The following is a 16,504-nucleotide window of genomic DNA, read 5'->3' as shown; positions in this document are numbered from 1 at the left end:
CCTAAATCCCCCTTAAAAAGGGGGACTTTCTGATTCCCCCCTTTCCAAGGGGGGTTAGGGGGGATCTTTTCCGGCTGTGCCTCATTACCGCGCAAAGTGCTGTAATAAGCGGGAGTCGGGAGTCGGGAAATCTAAAATCCCCACCGAGCACACCCCACACCCCAAATTAAGGCGATCGCCTGTAGGGCTCAAACGTATAATATTTCGGACGGGAGTCGAGTCGGACGTGCAGCCAATAAACGCCCAAGCCGGAGGTGCTCACCCAGACCGGATTTTCGCCCAACCGTCGGGCGAGGTGGGTTCCCACTTCCCGCCACAATTCCTGTTGCTGGGCTTCCGGGGCTTCCCGGATAAATTTGGCGAGGTGGGGGTAGGCGGAAGGAGAAATAATCGGACAGGGGGCGATTAATAGGGCATCTTTGTGCAGACTGGGAAAGGACACGATCGCTTTGTCGGGGGGGGCGGTATCAAAATAGTCGCCGAACGTGCGATCGTCGGGCGGGACGTTTGCTAAAGCCGGACTTTCAACCACTACAAATTCAAAGGGTTGTCCGGCCGAAGCGGTGGTGACGGGTGGGGTTTCCCAGAAATAGGCCTCGAACGGAACTTTGGCGAGTAAGGTGATGAAAAAACGGCGAAAATCGCGATCGCACTCCCAGAGTCGGATGGCTTCAGAATGGGCGATCGCACCCTCTTCGCGGAACAGGGAAAATTTTTGAACTCGCCCGGAATTGAGCGAGTCGATCTCAGCACTCCACATTTGTCATTTTATTGATCGGGTTTCATCCATATTAATCTCAAATTCCTCCGGTCATCCATCAGATCTGCCGGTTTGACCGCCGAGCGATCGCCGTGTAAGGTGGGAGGTCGGCTCCCCGTGGGGGAAACCTTATAGGGTTGCCCGATGTTCGGGAATTGAACCGAATTTGATATCAATTCTCCTTCTCATTTTAAATCCAAAAAATGGCTTTTGACCCGGTAAAAATTGGGGGACAAAAGCCATCGATCTTGAGGGTTATGATCTTTAAACTTCACACCTTAAATCAGGATTGACCTCGGCGATCGCCGAGGTCAAAATTATCAGACGCGACGTTTGTTTCGCCAGAACAAACCGATCGCGGCAACGCCGAACAGTGCGAGAGTTGATGTCGGTTCCGGAACGGAAGCCCGGAGCTGTTCGCGGCGCCCGATGGTGATATCATCCAAACCAAAACCATCTTCCGGAATGGGACCGTTGGCTAAAAATTCGATTTGTGTGAATGACAAATCGGGGTTGATGTAGCCGAAGAATAATTCGTAAGCATTTGCATCGGCGCTTTGGGTGTGGGGGATGTTTTCAATGGCCGTCGTGCCGTCCTCGAAGAAAAACTTGAGTTTGAAGTCATTCACTCCGGCATCACCCATGTCGGTGGCATAAAATCCGACCGCAGATTGAGCCGTATCAAATGCGATCGTGTAGGTGTCTTGATCCAGTTCGCCGAACGTCAAACTCCAGTATTTTTCGCCCGAAATGGCGTGTAATCCCTCGAAGTCATCGTCGCGAACTGCTCCCCCGCCAACCAGTTCGGCTTCATTGCCACCAATTTCGAGTGTGAGCGGAGATGTCGTTCCCGCATCAAAATCCTCAAAATCCTCCGTATCGGCGGCGATAAAGTTGCTGAGAAAGTCGAGTTCGGCTTTTCCGGCGAAATTCGTACCCGCATCGGGATCGTCTTCCCCGAAGTATAAACTGGCCGCGTGGGCGGTATTGGTCGCACCCAGTAAAAGGCACGTCCCGATGGCACTCGCACCCAGGAAATGTTTGGTAAATTGACTCAGATTATTCATTGTCGCTTGGCTTGTCTTCTAAACGGCGGTCAGATTTCGCGATCGCGCGATCGATCTGGGATCGACGGTGCGATCGTCGATGAGGTTGACCGGATTTCCTCAAATGAGTAGTGGGTTTGAAATATCCCAAATATGCAGGTCGGCCTCGTGACTCGCGACCCGAAACCCCGGGGGGTGAACCCTCGAAAGTCGAGTCGCACTGTCCGTGAATCAATGCACCTGCAAAAATGGGAGGCCCTCTCATCGATTACTATTATCCGATCATCCGAAATTTTACCCCTCTGTAAAGTGATGGAAGTTCTGACGATCCGTGAATTGGCGGATGCGATCGCGTTTCCCCATTCAAACGCAAACGGGAACTGGGTTGAATCTCCCAGTCCCCGTGCAATTGAATCTTAAAATTGGCGTCGCCCCCGTCACTCGACCGTTTGATCGACGATCTCCACCAAAATCCACCGGATCGAGGGGGCATCGGCGGGCGGATTCTCGACCGCTTCTTCCCGAATTCTCAACGTGTAGGTGTAGCCCGGTTCGTACTCGAAGCCCTCGATGCCGCTGTAGTGCAAGTGCCAATCGGCATCCGATTCTCCCCGAACTTGCAAGCATTTTTGCGGCCCAACTCCCACGCAGTCAGCCATCTGAGAGGCGACATAAATGGTTTTCTGATTCTCGGATTCCTGCGCCGTTTCTGCCGGCTCAAAAATCAAGACTCCCGCACCCTCGTCGGTGGTATAATTGACGCTCAATCGACCGTCCGCGATCGCGTATTTTTGCGCCCCCTGCAAAGCCGTCAAAAATTGAAATTCTTGATCCATGATCTCTTCCGGACACATCATCATCGTCCCTGCGGCGATTCCGATTTCCAACCCGGATGAAGCGGCGGTATAGGGTGCGGTATAGCTGTTGCAGCCGGAAGAACCGCCGAGACGGTCTTCGTCAAAGACGAGGGTAATTTCGGTGTCCGGAAGCAAAGTATTGGGGGAGTCCGGGTCGCCCCACGATGCCAGCGTCCAAGAGGTTCCGGCTAGGGGCATTTCGGAAGTGACCGAGGGGGGTTGAGTCGGCATCTGACCGGCTCCCCCGTCGGCTGCAAAAATTAAGACTCCCGAACCCTCATCTGTGGTATAATTAACGGTCAATCGACCATCCGCGATCGCGTATTCCCGCGCCCCCTCCAAAGCCGCCAAAAATTGCAATTCTTGATTCATAATCTCTCCCGGACAAGCCATCCGCGTCCCGGCCGCGACTCCGATTTCCAATTTGGAATTTTCGGCGGTATAGGATGCCATGAAACGATTGCAACCCGATGTTCCGCTGATGCGATTTTCTTCAAATGCGAGGGTAATTTCGGTGTCCGCTACCCGGTCATTGGGGGAATCCGGGTCGCCCCAAGATACAAGCGTCCAAGAGGTTCCAGCGAGGGCAGGTTTCACGGCGAGAGTGTCTCCGGGGATATCGACAGAAATGACCGAAAGCGGTTGAGACGCGATCGCCTGACCGGCGGTAACAAACGGCGTTGCGATCGCCCAAGTCAGCGCCCAAAAACAGCCCGTCCGTCCGATCAAATTTAACATGGTTTCACTCCTTGTATCCGAAAAAAATTGGCGATCGCCCACCCGAACCCGATCCGATCAAAGGAACCGGTCGCGATCGGCTTTGCCTCCCATAATTTAAACGATAAGATCTCGCCAAAAGTTTCACTTCCCCCAAATCGTTCGTGCGATCGGGGGAAATTCAAAGAAACCGGGTTTCTGATAGGAACTCGGGTTCCCATCCCCAATTGCCGTAGAAATCCGGTTTCTGAAACATTCAATAGTTCAGGAACTGGGCTAGTGCGTTGGGCAGGGGCAACAGGATCGTCAGCAATACCCCCAAGGTGATCAGGCCAATGAAATCCCGCAGGTCATCGAGTTCGCTGACATCGTTAAGGGCGGGTTCGTCGTTGAGGGGCAAGAAGAACAGCAGGACCGCCAAAATCAGGAATTCTTGCTGTACCAGAGCCAAGAATAACACCAAAAACCGGGTGATTTGCCCGATCGCCAAACTGGTGCGCTGGCCAAACATCGCGTGGACCATGTGGCCGCCGTCCAACTGGCCGATGGGGAGCAAATTGAAGGCCGAAACCACCAGACCGATATATCCCGCGATCGCCACCGGGTGCAGATCGATCGCCCCGGTCGCCGTCAGCGCGTCCCCCAAGGCGACTTTGCCCAAAACCGTCAGCAGAATCGAAAAGCTGGGATCGAGGGCATTGAAGGTCAAAATACCCGCCTCTTCAGGCAGAACCGAGACCACCTCGGAATGGGCGAACCCCCAGATCAGCAGGGGGATCGTCACCAGCAGCCCCGCCCAGGGGCCGGCGATGCTGACATCGAACAGGGCCTTCCGGTTGGGGATCGGCGATCGCGTCTGGATGAAGGCCCCGAAGGTCCCCAGGAAAAAGGGCACCGGGATAAAATAGGGGAGCGTGACCTTGATGCCGTGCGATCGGGCGCTCAGGTAGTGGGCCCCCTCGTGCACCCCCAGGATCGCCATCAGGGCCAGGGCATAGGGCAGTCCCGTCCCCAGCAGGGCTGGATCAGCCTGCCAATCCTGATTCGTCACCCCCATCAAAACGGTTCCGGCGACGGTCGTGGTAAATAGAGTAATGACCAGCAAAGCCAGGGCCAGCAGGGGTTGGGTCAACAAATCGCGATCGGGTTTCGGGGGCCCTGCGGTGCGGCGGTAGGGATTTTGCACCAGGGCGAACAGCGGTTTGTCGCCGAAATCTTTCTGAAACACGATCAGGAAGCGATCGCCGAAATTCGCCTCGATATTCTCCCGGACGGTTTTGTAGGCGACTTCCGGTTGCGATCGCAACTGACCCCGACAGATCACCGCCTGGGGCCGATATTCCAAATTTTGCAACGGGAACACCGCCCAGGGAAAACAGGTCCGCAGCTTTTCCTCCTCCTTGGGGGTGATCGGCGGCGGCGGGGGAGCGGCTTTTTCCGGCAGTTTGGGAATGGCGGGTTGAGGAGTCGCGGCATCGGCGGTGGGGGATGGGGCGCGATCGTCGGTTTCCCCTTCCGGGGGGGGTTGGCGGCCCATTTGCACCAGCACCCAGTACAGGCAGGGACAGGCGACAAACGGAATCACCACCAGCCAAGACGGGATCGGCGTCTGGGTCCCGTGCACGAGCATCCAGGCGCTCCAAATCAGGGCCGGCGCCATCATCACCAACCACAACAGCCAAATCGGCGTGCGGGTGATGCGCGTGACGCCCCGACGCAAAATCAAATAGGTCACCAGTCCCAAAATGAGCAGCAATAATAGCATGATTCAATAATCGGATTTGAGAGATAAAATCAAAAATCGCGGATTGCAACAACAGTGGAACGATCTCAATGACCCAGCAGCATCCTGCAACCAAACAACCCAAACCGGTCCTTGAAAATATCTACGCATTTTCACCGAATCGAGATACCCTCGGCGGCACGGCTTACTTTATTGTAGAAAACTCGGGCAACATCTTGATCGATGCCCCCGCTTGGACGGAGACTCAGCAACAATTCGTCCGGGACCGGGGGGGCGTGAAATGGCTGGCCCTCACCCACCGGGGGGGGATGGGCAAGGCCCGGAAAATCCAGCAGGACGAGGGATGTCGGATTTTGTGCCAGGAACAGGAAGCCTACCTGTTGCCCGAAGCCGAGGTGACGCCGTTTGAACGGGAATTTTCCATTTCGCCCCAAACGACAATGATCTGGACTCCCGGTCATTCGCCGGGCTCGTCGTGCGTCTACACTTCCGTCCACGGGGGTATACTGTTTTCCGGGCGCCACCTGCTACCCGATCGCGACGGATGCCCCCACCCCCTGCGAACCGCCAAAACCTTCCACTGGCCCCGACAAATTCGCAGCATCCGCGCCCTCCTGGACAAATTTTCCCCGGAAACTCTGCACTGGATCTGCCCCGGCGCCAGCATCGGGGCTCTGCGGGGACAATTCGCGATCGCCGATGCCTACGAACGACTCGCCCGCCTGGACTTGGAGGCCTGTGTGCAAACTCAACCCCTTCTTTAAATTTTTGTGACATCTTGTAACGAAATGGGCCGGAAGGATCGGGAGTCGAGAGTCGGGAATCGGCAGTCGGAAAAGGCCGTGAGGCGTGGAATTGGGGGCGTTTCCGAGAATCTAAAATCGGGGCGCAAGCCTTGCGCCCCTACCATCTGAAATTTAACACTCTCCCCACCCCGACTGTTGATAAAATACCATTGCCGTGAATCCTGCTTACACCTCCCAGAAATGCTCTAGTTGCGGCACTGTGGTCAAGAAGTCCCTATCCACAAGGACGCATATTTGCCAATGTGGGTGCAGGCTGGATAGTGACCACAATGCCGCGCTGAACATCCTTAACTCAGGACTGGGTACGACGGGGCACGTCGGAACCTCTGCACTGGATGCAGGCAACGCTTCTGGAGAATCAACCTCTATCTTGGCTGGCGAAAGCCTGTCAGGGTAAGTCGGCTCGTTGAAAGAAGAATCTCCGTCGCTGTCTTCGCGGAGAGTGTCAACAGTCAGAATTTCCGATACGGCAATGAGCGCTCGTGTGTTCACTTGCTCGAGGGAACCACGAAAACTTAAAACCTCGATTTAAAGGGGCTTTGAGTTTTTCCGACTCCCGACTCCCGATTCTCGACTCCCGCGCGCAGCGCTATAACCGTCACAAAATTTACTCTCAAAAATCACTATGACCTCTGCCACCGCACTTTCCAACGCCCCCGACCTGACCGCCGATGATTATGTCGTCGTGGGTTTGGCCCACTGCTTCATCAAAGACGATGGGGAACTCCTGCCGGTGACGGTCGCCGAACCGATCCCCTCGGCGGCCTTAGAAGCCATCCTCAAGGGCATTCCCACCTCCTACGAGTTCGCCTGCGGGACGACCCTGGGAACCGTGCTCGGCGGCGAGTCCGTCACCCTTCCTGAAGGCTTCCCCCCCGAAACCCAACTCTGCGACGAATTTGCCGAACGGGCGATCGCCTCGGCCCGCACCTACAAGCGCCGCGAAGTCGCCCAATCTCATATTCCCGTCGGAACCGCATTCCGGGAGTTCAACTTCTCCACGGAACGCAAGCGCCTCCTCAACTCCGAAAACATCGTCAGCACCGAAGATAACGTCAAACAACACGCCTACACCCACCAGGTGTTGTAATTGATAATTGATAATTGATAGTTATTAATTGTCAACGATCGGCAGGTGAATTTGAAATTCCACGCCTTCGGGGGGGTCGGAGATGCAGGCGATCTGGCCGCCGTGTTTTTCCACGATCAGGTGGTGGGCGATGGAGAGTCCCAGGCTCGTCCCCTGGCCCGTCGTCGGGGCTTCCAGGAGGGGTTCAAACACCCGGCGACAGTCCTCGGGACTCAAACTCGGGCCGTTGTCGGCGATGGAAATCATGGCGCGATCGCCCTCCAGGAGTTGGGTTCGCACCCGCAGCGTCGGGTTTTCGAGGCGATTTTCCCCCGTCATGGCCGTTTCCAGGCGGTCGATCGCGTGGGTGAGGAGATTCATGAACACCTGGTTCAGTTGGCCGGGGTAGCAGTCCACCCGGGGCAAGTCGGCGTAGTCTTTCACCAATTCGATGCTCGATCGCCCGCCCTTGGCTTGCAGGCGGTTCTGGACGATCAGGATCGTACTTTCGAGTCCGTCGTGGATATCCACCGGTTTCATCCGGCCCTCATCGACGCGGGTGAACGATCGCAGCGATCGCACCACGTCCCGGATGCGTTCGGCCCCCACTTTCATCGACTCCAGCATTTTGGGCAGGTCCTTTTTCATGAACTCGTACCCCATCTCTTCGAGTTCTTCCTCGATTTCGGAGATCGGCTCGGGGTAATATTCGGCGTAAAGTTCCATCACCCCCACCAGGTCTTCGATGTAGTTGCGGGCGTGGGTGAGGTTGCCGAAAATAAAATTGACGGGATTGTTGATTTCGTGGGCGATCCCCGCCACCAGTTGTCCGAGGGAGGACATTTTCTCCGTCTGCACCAACTGGGTTTGGGTGCGCCGCAACTGCACCAAAGCGGTTTCCAATTCGGCCCGACGGCGGTCCAGATGTTCCTCGCTCTCCCGCAGGGCGATTTCCATGTTGCGACGCTCGGTAATGTCCAACCCCACGAACACCGCCGCCGCCCCCCGCAGGTACTTTTGGGCGACGATCAGATAGGTGCGGGGCTCGCCTTTGACATCGGCGATAATTTCCCGGGAGTCGGTCCAGTCGGCTTTGTCGAAAAAGGCGTAGACGAATTGGTTGAATTCGGGACTCGTCTGCAGGAACCCCACTTCCCGGCCGATAAATTGGTGGGCGGGTACGCCGTAGGCGTTGGCGAGGTGCTGGTTGACGCCCAAATAGCGCCGGTCTGACCCGATCCAGGACACCAACCCCGGTACGGCGTTGAGCACCGCTTCGAGTTGGTCCCGGGACTCGGTGATGGCGGAGGAGGCGGCCTTGCGGTCGGAGATGTTGCGGGCGAACCAACACAGCAGGGGCAACCTGGGGGAATCGGATGATCGGCTCTGCCGGTGCGCTTCGCGCAATCGCGATACCGGGCCGGCGTCCTCCGGCGCGATCGGATCGACTTCCAAATAGTTGACGTTGACTTCCACCGGGACGATGGTGCCGAGTTTGTGGCGGTGGCAAGATTCAAAGGTCAGGGAACCCCGGTGTCTGATCTCCTCGCAGTGGGACGACCACATGGCCGGGGGCAGGTCGGGATCGATATCGTGGATGGTCAGCCGCAGCAGTTCCGGCCGGGAATAGCCCAACAGGTGACAGGCAGTGTCGTTGGCGTAGCACAACCGCCCCTCTAACGTGATCCACAGCACCGCATCGCCGGCCCGATCCATCGCCAGTTGGGTCAGTTGCAGGGCATTTTCAAATAGCTTCCATTCCGTGATCGTATCGACTTGCACGATCAGGCCCGCGATGATCCCCGAGTCGGTTTTCCAGGCCTGCACCGTCCATTTCACCCATTCCACCGTCCCGTTTTCTGGGGGGAGGCAGGTTTCCAATTCCCAGCGGTCGAGCTCTCCGGCCAGGGATGCCGCCGCATTCCGATACCAGCGTTCCGGCAGGTTGGGGAAGCGATCGCCTGGGGAAAGGTCGTCCCCGATGGCCCGATACTTGTCCCGCCACCGCCGGGATACCGCGACGCAGCGCATTTGGCGATCGACCATCGCCGTCGCGGCCGGCGTGGACTCCAGAAATTGACGAAATAATTGCTCCCCCGATACCCCCGACGCCGAACCGCCCAAAAGTGAATGGTGATCGGCCGGCGGCGCCACGTTCTGGGACTGAAAGGATGGAATCGGTTTGTCATTCACAATTTGAGATGCTCCAGTATCATCGCGTCTCGGCGGCACAGTAAAGGATTACGGGGGAGAGTTTGGAGATTTCGGATGCTTTAAAATTCGACCGCAGACTCTTGGGGGGTCTCACCCCTCATTGTAATATTGATTACACTGCTTTGTCCACCAAGTTAACACTGCCGCGATCGCACCGACAAAAGACCGGATTCCCGTCCGGGCATTTTATAGCAGTGCGCGATCGTGTCGTTACAAGCTCTAGAAACGGGAGTCTGTCCTAGGGAGTCGGTCGTCAGTCCTAGGGATTGACAATTCTCACCCGTCCGGCGTGTAACTAGGCCAGCGCACAGCGCTATAGACAACAATCGTGTCCCAAACTCTGTAAATTCCCGGAGACATCAGGGGTTTTAAAGGTATAAAATTTGACATTGATATTCCTCACTTCTCACTTCTGTTGTCTGACTTGTTTTTTCTCCCCACACCCCATCCCTAAAACGGATTCCACTCCACCGAAAAATAGAGTCCCTGTTCTTGCCAGGTTCGGTCCTGAGAATCCAAATCCGTGAGAGGAATTCCCCAGTCGAACCGGGCGCGAAAATTGTCCCCGTACTGCCAGCGCAGGCCCAACCCCAAGGAAACTAACGTCTCGGACGACAACTGCGATTGTTCGTCCGGGCTGCTGCTCCAAGCCGTGCCGAAATCCACGAACGGCGTCAGTTGTAAAATTCCCTTATTATTGTCGATGCGGAGGATCGGATAGCGCAACTCCGCCGAGGCGAAGATAAAATTGTCCCGCAGCAGGGCATCTTGGCGGTATCCCCGCACGTTGTCCAACCCCCCCAGCCCCACCTGTTCCAGCGGCACCAGTTCCTCCGTAGCCAACTGGACATCCGATCGCACCAATACCACCGTATCCGGCGCCAAGAGCCGCAACCACTGCGCCTGTCCCCGCCAAGCAAAATATTCGCTGTCGGGTGCGGAGTCGTTAACCGTGGAATTGAGGAAATTCAAACCGATGCTAAATTGCGATCGCGCCGCGAACACCTGCCGAGTCCCCCGGCTCGTGTACTCCTGGGACAACCGCAAAATTGACAGGCGCGTTTCCCCCTCGTCGTCCGCCCCCCGCGCCAGGGGGAACCCCACCCCCAAAATCGAGGTCTGACTTTCCCGACGGGCCAAACTCACCCCCAGGGCCAATTCCTCCGTCGGAGTTTGGATGATGGGTTGGCGGTAGCGCAGTTCAAACGTCACACTTTCCGCCTCGATGTCGAGTTCGTCGAAGGGGGGTTCGACGATATTGCTGTCGGTGTAGTTGAAGTAAAACCCGACGGTGCCGTTGCTGGCGTTGATGGGAAAGTCGTAAAAGACATCCACCACGTTGCTGCCATCGGTGTTGCTGTAAAACAGGCTGAGGGCGTCCCCCTGTCCGAGGAGGTTCGCTTCGGTGACTTCCACCCCCCGCTGAAACGTGCTGACGCTGGGGGGTCGGTAGTTGTTGGCGAAGATTTTGACGCCGAAGGTTTTGGCGGTTTTGAACTCCACGTCCAAAATGCTCTCCCCCGGACGGGTCCCGGCGGAGAGTTCCGCCTGGATGGTTTCGATGAGGGGACTCAGTTGCAGCAGTTGCAGGGCTTCGAGGAGGCGGTTTTGGTTGAGGGGACCGGACGTGGCCGCGGCGAGGCGGCGGAGGACGTAGTCGGGATCGAGGCGTCCGGCGGCTTCGACGTTGATTTCGGCGACTTCCCCTTCCAAAATCTGGATGGTGAGGGTGCCCCCCTCGAGTTCCTGGGGGGGGATGAAGGCGCCGGAGGTGATGTAGCCGTTGCGGATGTAAAGGTCGGTGACGGCGGAGCGGGCCAGCAGCAGTTCGGCGAAGGTGATGGGGCGGTTGAGAAAGGGTGCGGTGACTCGGGCGAGTTCTTCGTCGCTGAAGGCTGTGTTGCCTTCAAAGGCGAATTGTTCCACCACGACGGTGACGGCTTCATCCGGCGGTTCTCCGGAGTCCGTGGGAGCCGGCAGGGGAGATGGCAGCAACTCCTCGAGGGGGGGCAGCGGCGCGGGGAGGTCGGGTTCGGGCTCGGGACGTTCCGGCAGTGTCGGAATGGCGTCCGGCAGGGGTCGTTGCGGTTGGGGTTGGGTTTGGGCGGACAGGGGCGTTGGGGCCAAAATCAGGGCGAGGGCGATGCCGGTCGGGATGGAATCGGGAAAAATTCGATTCAAAAAGGCTTTTTGGCGATCGTTGCACATTCTCACTCCTCAATTCAAGGCTGTGGCTCCGTTGATTGCGTTTCGTGACCCCAATCGAGAACCTTTCAGATCGGGGGTTCGCCTCGACGAACCGGCCCGATCGCGCCCGACCGCGATGAGAGTTGATGGCAGTTCTAACGGACTGTCGGGTTTCGAGGGTTGAAGGCACAACTCAGTTGAGAATTCAGAATATGGGATCGGATACCGTCAAGACAAGGGCTGCGATCGCCCGTCAGTCCGAAGGTCGTCGCAATCCTTTGTTCTCCGATCGCGGTTTCCCATCCGGACGGGAGAATTGATCATTGACAATTGACAACTGACCATTGATTTTCCGTCCCCCGACTCCCGACTTCCTAATACCGACTCCCGAATTTTACGGTACGAATTGCGTCGTGACCCGATCGCCGGGGGTGTTTCCCGTCACCACGACGGTCTGATTGTCGAACCGGCCCGTTGCTTTTTCCCCCCGCAGGGTCATGGGGGGATCGACTTGGCGGTAGATGACATCCCCTTCCGCCTTGAAGCTTTGTTGGGAGACGTACCAGGTGAGCAGATCGGTGTTGATTTGGGCCTGCTGCTTCTGGCCGACCCCCAGGACGTTGCCGATCAGGTGAAAAATTTCGGCGTTCAGATCTCCCCAACCGCTGTCGCCGGAGAAGGTGAGTTGGTCTTTGCGATCGATGACCGTGATCGGTTTGGGGGACTCCAGGGTTTCCTTTTCGTAGTTCCAGCGCAACTCGTCGCTCGACACCTGCAGGGGGGGGTCGGAGAGGGCTACCTGGACGCTATCCTTCAACGTGGCGACTTGGGCCTTCAAGTCCAATTCCGCCGCCTTGGCCACGCCCCGATCGCTCAGGGTTTGATTTTCAAAGCGATCGAGTTCTACCCGGCGGTCGGCGACAAATTTTTCTTCCTCCCACCGCCAGATGATGTGGTCGCTCCGTAGCTGCACCCCGGATTCTTTAAAGTTGACTACCACCTGGTTCCAAAATTCCACCCGCTTGTCTGCGTCGAAAACCTGAACTTCGGTGGCGACCGCCTGCATTTTCTCGTGTTCCCCCGTCACCCCGTTGCGGGCGATCAAAATTTCCTGATCGACGATCCATTCGAGCTCGGATCCCCGCAACACGATGCCATTTTCCAAGTCCTCGGCCACAATCGAACCCCGCAGAAACAGCCGCTTGCCGTCTTGGTGGAGCGTGCCGGTGTCCCCCTCGATTTGATAGCGCAACTTCCCGTCCGCGAACAATTCTCCCTGGGGTTCGATGACGGTGGCTACCTTGTTGTCCGGGCTGTAACTCGCCTGTTTAGCCCGGACGCGCCAGAGCAGTTGCCCCTCTTCGTCCGCCTGTTCGAGCACGACGTCATCGAGGGTGAGGGTATTTTCGATCTCTTCTGACTCGGTTTCCGTTTCCGCTTCCACGGCGACATCCTCCGGCGTCGCCGGCCGACACCCCGCCAACCCCGCCACCAGCAGGGCGAGGGGCAACAGGATCGTGCAGGGTGAGTGCGGGATTCGAGCCATGTCCCCTCACGATCCTTCCGCCTTTCCGTCGAGCAAACTCATGCTCGACAGGGGGCGGTAGTTGTAGTTGTGGCCCCGGGGGGTTTTTTGGATGTCGTCTTTGATCGCTTCCAGGTCGATGTAGCGGTCGGCGACGTTGATCAGGCTGTCGCTGGTCATCGATCGCAGGCTGACCACTTCCACCCTCACCCCCCGGTAGCTGACGCAATCGACGGCGTAGGCGAGATCCCCGTCGCCACTTACCAGTACCGCCGTGTCGTAGGCCCCCACCAGGGCGATCATGTCCACGGCGATTTCGACGTCCAAGTTCGCCTTTTTGGAGCCGTCGGGCAGTTGGACGAGATCTTTGGCGATCACCCGGTAGCCGTTGCGCCGCATCCACAGCAGGAACCCCTGCTGCTTTTCGTTGGAGCGATCGACGCCGGTGTAGAAGAATGATCGCAGCAGCCGCGAACCGCTCGTCAGGCGGCAGAGCAACTTGGTATAGTCGATCTCGATCCCCAACTGCAGGGCGGCGTAAAATAGGTTCGACCCGTCGATGAAGATCGCCACCCGACCTCGATTTTCTAAGATTTGCTCGGGCGTAAATATCTCTCCACTGTTGATATGATTCAACATGATTTTTTTATACCTCGTTTATTATCTATGGTGATGGAAAAATCGGATTTGGGTGATGGAAAAATCGGATTTTGAAAAATGAAACCGTCAATTTGAGATGCTGGGGTCGGCGAATTGAATCGGCGGCGCGATCGCCCTAGGACTCGGTAGAGGCCGGCATTTCCAGCTTTTGAAAGACCGGTTGCGGTTTCCCCAGGGGTTGCTCTGGGGGCAAGATGCCCCAGCGGCCGTGGGTGTCGAAGGGGGCCGACGTTTCCCCGACGCGGCGGTCGTGGAAGTCGATCGCGTATCCGAGCTGCTCGTAAACCGCCTGAGAGAGGTTGGGGACGATGGGTGAGAGCAAGTAGGCTGCCTGTCTGACGGATTCGAGGACGCAATACAACACTTCTCCCACTGCTTCGAGATCGCCTTGTTTGTAGAGCGCCCACGGCGCTTTTTCGTCTACGTACTTATTTCCCGCCCGCATGAGAGTGAGGATCGCTTCGCACACCTGGCTGAATGCCAGGGCGTCGTAGGACTGAGCTACGCTGTCGGTGAGGGAATCGCCGATGGATTTTAAGGGGTTGTCCGGGGAAATTGCCTCGGCCGCGATCGCCGGAACGGTTCCGTCGAAGTATTTGTGAGCCATTTTGACCGTCCGGTTGAGCAGGTTGCCCAGATCGTTGGCGAGGTCGGCATTGAGGATATTAATAAATCGCGTCTGATTGTAATCGCCGTCCTGTCCAAATTCTATCTCTTTTAAGAAATAATAGCGGACGGCGTCGGGGCTGAATTGGTTGACCAATGCCACCGGATCGAGGGTATTTCCCAAGCTCTTCCCCATCTTTTTCCCATCTTTGGTCAAAAAACCGTGTCCGAAGATACGGCCGGGCAACGGCAAATTGGCCGACATCAGCATCGCCGGCCAGTAAACGGCGTGGAACCGCAGGATATCCTTGCCGATCAGGTGCAGGTCGATGGGCCACCACTTGGCGATCGCATTCTCCAAGGTGGGTTCTTCGTCCGCACCGAGGAGGGCGCTGACGTACCCTAACAGGGCGTCGAACCAGACGTAGAGGGTTTGGCTGGGATCGATGGGCACGGGGAATCCCCAGTCGAGATTGACGCGAGAAATGGAGAAATCCTGCAATCCTTGCCCGACAAAGGCTATCACTTCGTTGCGGCGGCTTTCCGGCCGGATGAAGTCCGGGCGATCGCGGTACAGCTTCTCCAACTGCTTTTGATATCGAGACAGGCGGAAAAAATAGTTCTGCTCGTCCCGCCATTCCACTTCTTTGTTCGAGTGGATTGGACAGTATTTTTCATCGACGAGTTCCCGTTTTTCTTTGAACTCTTCGCAGGAGACGCAGTACCATCCCTGCTGTTGGTTCAGGTAAATGTCCCGGTTGTCCCACACTCTCTGAAAAAAGTCTTTGACTACCCCTTCGTGGCGGGGAGCGGTCGTCCGGCTGAAGCGATCGTACTGGATCTGGAGCTGCTTCCACAAATCTTCAAAACTCGAGACGATCCGATCGCAGTGGACTTGGGGCTCGCACCGGGCTGCCTCGGCGGTGCGCTGAATTTTTTGGCCGTGTTCGTCGGTTCCGGTGATCAGCAAGACCGAATTTCCCTGCAGGCGTTTGAAGCGGGCGATCGCGTCGGCCGCGATCGTCGTGTAGGCGCTGCCGATGTGGGGGACATCATTGACGTAATACAGGGGAGTCGTTAAAGCGAATGTCTTTTGAGTTGTTTCTGTCACATCCATGACGATCTAGATTGTTTTGACTTAAACTGGTGTCGATCTTAACTTAATGGTACGTCGGAAATTCGCCGTTTTGACTGCCGGGTACGAGTCCCCCGCCGTCCAAAACAGTACCCATTTGATACCGTTTTAAAAATTTGAAACCGAGCTTATAAATCATAAGGCTTTTTTAAAAAATCTCAAAAATTCTCAACGAAGTCTTAAGTTTTCATGGCGGCTCTGAAGGCGACGGACGGCATGGGGGGAAGATTTCGGGCGATCGCGTCAAAAATGTCGGACCGCCTCCGTTTCCGATCCCGGTCGTCGAAGTGCCCCGATCGATTGATCCCGGTCACTTCACCGATAAGGTAAAGTAATGTTAAGCGACTCTCGATCGCGAACCCGACGGCGCGAAAAACCACTCGCTCTCTATTGTGACCTATGGTTTCCAACAGAATTCAGCTCACCTCTCGCGGGCTTCTCGCCGGATTGGGAACTCGCATTTTCCTGCACTACGGCGATCGCATCCCCCCAGAGTGCGCCGTCCTAATGGTCAGCAACCACCGCAGTTTCCTCGATCCGATCGTCCTGATGGCCACCCTCGACCGGCCGATCCGCTTCGCCTGTCACCCGTTCATGGGCCGGGTCCCCCTGCTGCGGGAAACCATCGCCGCCGTCGGCGCCTTTCCCCTCGACCACCGTCCCAAACCGTTTTTTCAACGGGCCGCCGGACTGCTGCGGGCCCGGGAAATGGTGGGGATCTTCCCGGAAGGGGCCGCCCCGATGTTGCGGCCTACCCTCCCAGACCGGGTCGGTTCGTTTCACCGGGGATTCGCCCACCTGGCCCTGCGGGCGCCCGTGCGGGAGTTGGCCCTGTTGCCGGTGGCGATCGCGAGCGTGGAGGAAGAGTACATCTCCTCCGGCATCCCTATCAAAGTCCTCGGTTGGTTCGACCCGGACGAACCCCAGTTCGACCAGCCCGGTTCCCATCCGGCCCTCGTTTACCGCCAGGTCAACGTCCTCGTCGGCCGCCCCTACTGGGTGAAACCGCAACTGCAAGGTCAATACCGGGGTCGAACCGCCAAAGCGGCCGTCGCCGACCTCACCGGCTACTGCGAAGCCGAAATCGCCGACCTGCTGCGCGGGGGATGCTTCTGAGCAGACTTTGCTTTATATCAAAAAAACAGCCCGACAGACAACATTTCCGAATCCATCTCCAG

13 protein-coding genes and 1 pseudogene are annotated in these 16,504 nt (G+C 57.0%); 5 read left to right on the top strand and 9 right to left on the bottom strand.

Annotated elements, in window-relative coordinates; all coding sequences use genetic code 11:
• Positions 1-166 precede the first annotated feature (166 nt).
• The 4 genes from LKE08_RS18960 to LKE08_RS18945 all read right to left on the bottom strand — a co-directional run bounded on the left by LKE08_RS18960 (position 167) and on the right by LKE08_RS18945 (position 5,145).
• Entirely contained in the window at positions 167-760 is a 594-nt protein-coding gene (locus LKE08_RS18960; RefSeq protein WP_324705816.1) for a DUF6940 family protein, read from the bottom strand.
• A gap of 320 nt (positions 761-1,080) precedes the next feature.
• Positions 1,081-1,827 carry a PEP-CTERM sorting domain-containing protein gene (locus LKE08_RS18955; protein ID WP_324705815.1) on the bottom strand — a complete coding sequence of 249 codons (747 nt, stop codon included), beginning with the start codon at positions 1,825-1,827 and terminating at the stop codon, positions 1,081-1,083.
• A 416-nt stretch (positions 1,828-2,243) separates the two neighbouring features.
• A complete protein-coding gene (locus LKE08_RS18950) occupies positions 2,244-3,401 on the bottom strand; it encodes an META and DUF4377 domain-containing protein (protein WP_324705814.1) in 1,158 nt (385 codons plus the stop codon).
• Positions 3,402-3,636: 235 nt separating this feature from the next.
• Positions 3,637-5,145, bottom strand: a complete 1,509-nt coding sequence (locus LKE08_RS18945) for a site-2 protease family protein (RefSeq protein WP_324705813.1) — start codon at positions 5,143-5,145, stop codon at positions 3,637-3,639.
• A 68-nt stretch (positions 5,146-5,213) separates the two neighbouring features.
• Between LKE08_RS18945 and LKE08_RS18940 the strand changes: the two genes are divergently transcribed.
• The 3 genes and pseudogenes from LKE08_RS18940 (at position 5,214) to LKE08_RS18930 (ending at position 7,020) form a co-directional block, all read left to right on the top strand.
• A complete protein-coding gene (locus tag LKE08_RS18940) occupies positions 5,214-5,888 on the top strand; it encodes an MBL fold metallo-hydrolase (RefSeq protein ID WP_324705812.1) in 675 nt (224 codons plus the stop codon).
• Positions 5,889-6,075: 187 nt separating this feature from the next.
• Positions 6,076-6,327 (top strand): annotated as a pseudogene (locus LKE08_RS18935) (zinc ribbon domain-containing protein); the annotation flags it as partial.
• A 228-nt stretch (positions 6,328-6,555) separates the two neighbouring features.
• Positions 6,556-7,020: a hypothetical protein gene (locus LKE08_RS18930; protein WP_324705811.1), complete on the top strand. Its 465-nt coding sequence runs from the start codon at positions 6,556-6,558 to the stop codon at positions 7,018-7,020.
• Positions 7,021-7,044: 24 nt separating this feature from the next.
• Here LKE08_RS18930 and LKE08_RS18925 read toward each other — a convergent pair whose 3' ends face one another.
• A complete protein-coding gene (locus LKE08_RS18925) occupies positions 7,045-9,192 on the bottom strand; it encodes an ATP-binding protein (protein WP_324705810.1) in 2,148 nt (715 codons plus the stop codon).
• A gap of 471 nt (positions 9,193-9,663) precedes the next feature.
• On the bottom strand, positions 9,664-11,421 hold the full coding sequence (locus LKE08_RS18920) for a ShlB/FhaC/HecB family hemolysin secretion/activation protein (protein WP_324705809.1): 1,758 nt from the start codon (positions 11,419-11,421) through the stop codon (positions 9,664-9,666).
• A 125-nt stretch (positions 11,422-11,546) separates the two neighbouring features.
• Between LKE08_RS18920 and LKE08_RS18915 the strand changes: the two genes are divergently transcribed.
• Positions 11,547-11,720, top strand: a complete 174-nt coding sequence (locus LKE08_RS18915; RefSeq protein ID WP_324705808.1) for a hypothetical protein — start codon at positions 11,547-11,549, stop codon at positions 11,718-11,720.
• 74 nt (positions 11,721-11,794) lie between these two features.
• Here LKE08_RS18915 and lptC read toward each other — a convergent pair whose 3' ends face one another.
• From lptC to metG, 3 genes are all read right to left on the bottom strand, one after another.
• Positions 11,795-12,946 (bottom strand): LPS export ABC transporter periplasmic protein LptC, encoded by a 1,152-nt coding sequence (gene lptC, locus LKE08_RS18910; protein WP_324705807.1) that lies wholly within the window; start codon positions 12,944-12,946, stop codon positions 11,795-11,797.
• A gap of 6 nt (positions 12,947-12,952) precedes the next feature.
• On the bottom strand, positions 12,953-13,564 hold the full coding sequence (locus tag LKE08_RS18905) for an NYN domain-containing protein (protein ID WP_324705806.1): 612 nt from the start codon (positions 13,562-13,564) through the stop codon (positions 12,953-12,955).
• Positions 13,565-13,700: 136 nt separating this feature from the next.
• On the bottom strand, positions 13,701-15,308 hold the full coding sequence (metG, locus tag LKE08_RS18900; protein WP_324705805.1) for a methionine--tRNA ligase: 1,608 nt from the start codon (positions 15,306-15,308) through the stop codon (positions 13,701-13,703).
• A gap of 417 nt (positions 15,309-15,725) precedes the next feature.
• On the opposite strand from metG, the gene LKE08_RS18895 reads away from it, so the two are divergent.
• Positions 15,726-16,442 carry a lysophospholipid acyltransferase family protein gene (locus LKE08_RS18895; protein ID WP_324705804.1) on the top strand — a complete coding sequence of 239 codons (717 nt, stop codon included), beginning with the start codon at positions 15,726-15,728 and terminating at the stop codon, positions 16,440-16,442.
• Positions 16,443-16,504: the final 62 nt, after the last annotated feature.

This window comes from Lyngbya sp. CCY1209 (genome assembly GCF_035615495.1).
GTDB lineage: Bacteria > Cyanobacteriota > Cyanobacteriia > Cyanobacteriales > Microcoleaceae > Limnospira.
Note: the sequence above shows the minus strand (reverse complement) of the source record. Positions and strands in the feature narration are given on the sequence as shown.

Excerpts from the sequence above, each read along its gene's own strand:
- LKE08_RS18960 (WP_324705816.1), bottom strand. The coding sequence starts at position 760 with ATGTGGAGTGCTGAGATCGACTCGCTCAATTCCGGGCGAGTTCAAAAA.
- LKE08_RS18955 (WP_324705815.1), bottom strand. The coding sequence starts at position 1,827 with ATGAATAATCTGAGTCAATTTACCAAACATTTCCTGGGTGCGAGTGCC.
- LKE08_RS18950 (WP_324705814.1), bottom strand. The coding sequence starts at position 3,401 with ATGTTAAATTTGATCGGACGGACGGGCTGTTTTTGGGCGCTGACTTGG.
- LKE08_RS18945 (WP_324705813.1), bottom strand. The coding sequence starts at position 5,145 with ATGCTATTATTGCTGCTCATTTTGGGACTGGTGACCTATTTGATTTTG.
- LKE08_RS18940 (WP_324705812.1), top strand. The coding sequence starts at position 5,214 with ATGACCCAGCAGCATCCTGCAACCAAACAACCCAAACCGGTCCTTGAA.
- LKE08_RS18930 (WP_324705811.1), top strand. The coding sequence starts at position 6,556 with ATGACCTCTGCCACCGCACTTTCCAACGCCCCCGACCTGACCGCCGAT.
- LKE08_RS18920 (WP_324705809.1), bottom strand. The coding sequence starts at position 11,421 with ATGTGCAACGATCGCCAAAAAGCCTTTTTGAATCGAATTTTTCCCGAT.
- LKE08_RS18915 (WP_324705808.1), top strand. The coding sequence starts at position 11,547 with ATGGCAGTTCTAACGGACTGTCGGGTTTCGAGGGTTGAAGGCACAACT.
- lptC (WP_324705807.1), bottom strand. The coding sequence starts at position 12,946 with ATGGCTCGAATCCCGCACTCACCCTGCACGATCCTGTTGCCCCTCGCC.
- LKE08_RS18905 (WP_324705806.1), bottom strand. The coding sequence starts at position 13,564 with ATGTTGAATCATATCAACAGTGGAGAGATATTTACGCCCGAGCAAATC.
- metG (WP_324705805.1), bottom strand. The coding sequence starts at position 15,308 with ATGGATGTGACAGAAACAACTCAAAAGACATTCGCTTTAACGACTCCC.
- LKE08_RS18895 (WP_324705804.1), top strand. The coding sequence starts at position 15,726 with ATGGTTTCCAACAGAATTCAGCTCACCTCTCGCGGGCTTCTCGCCGGA.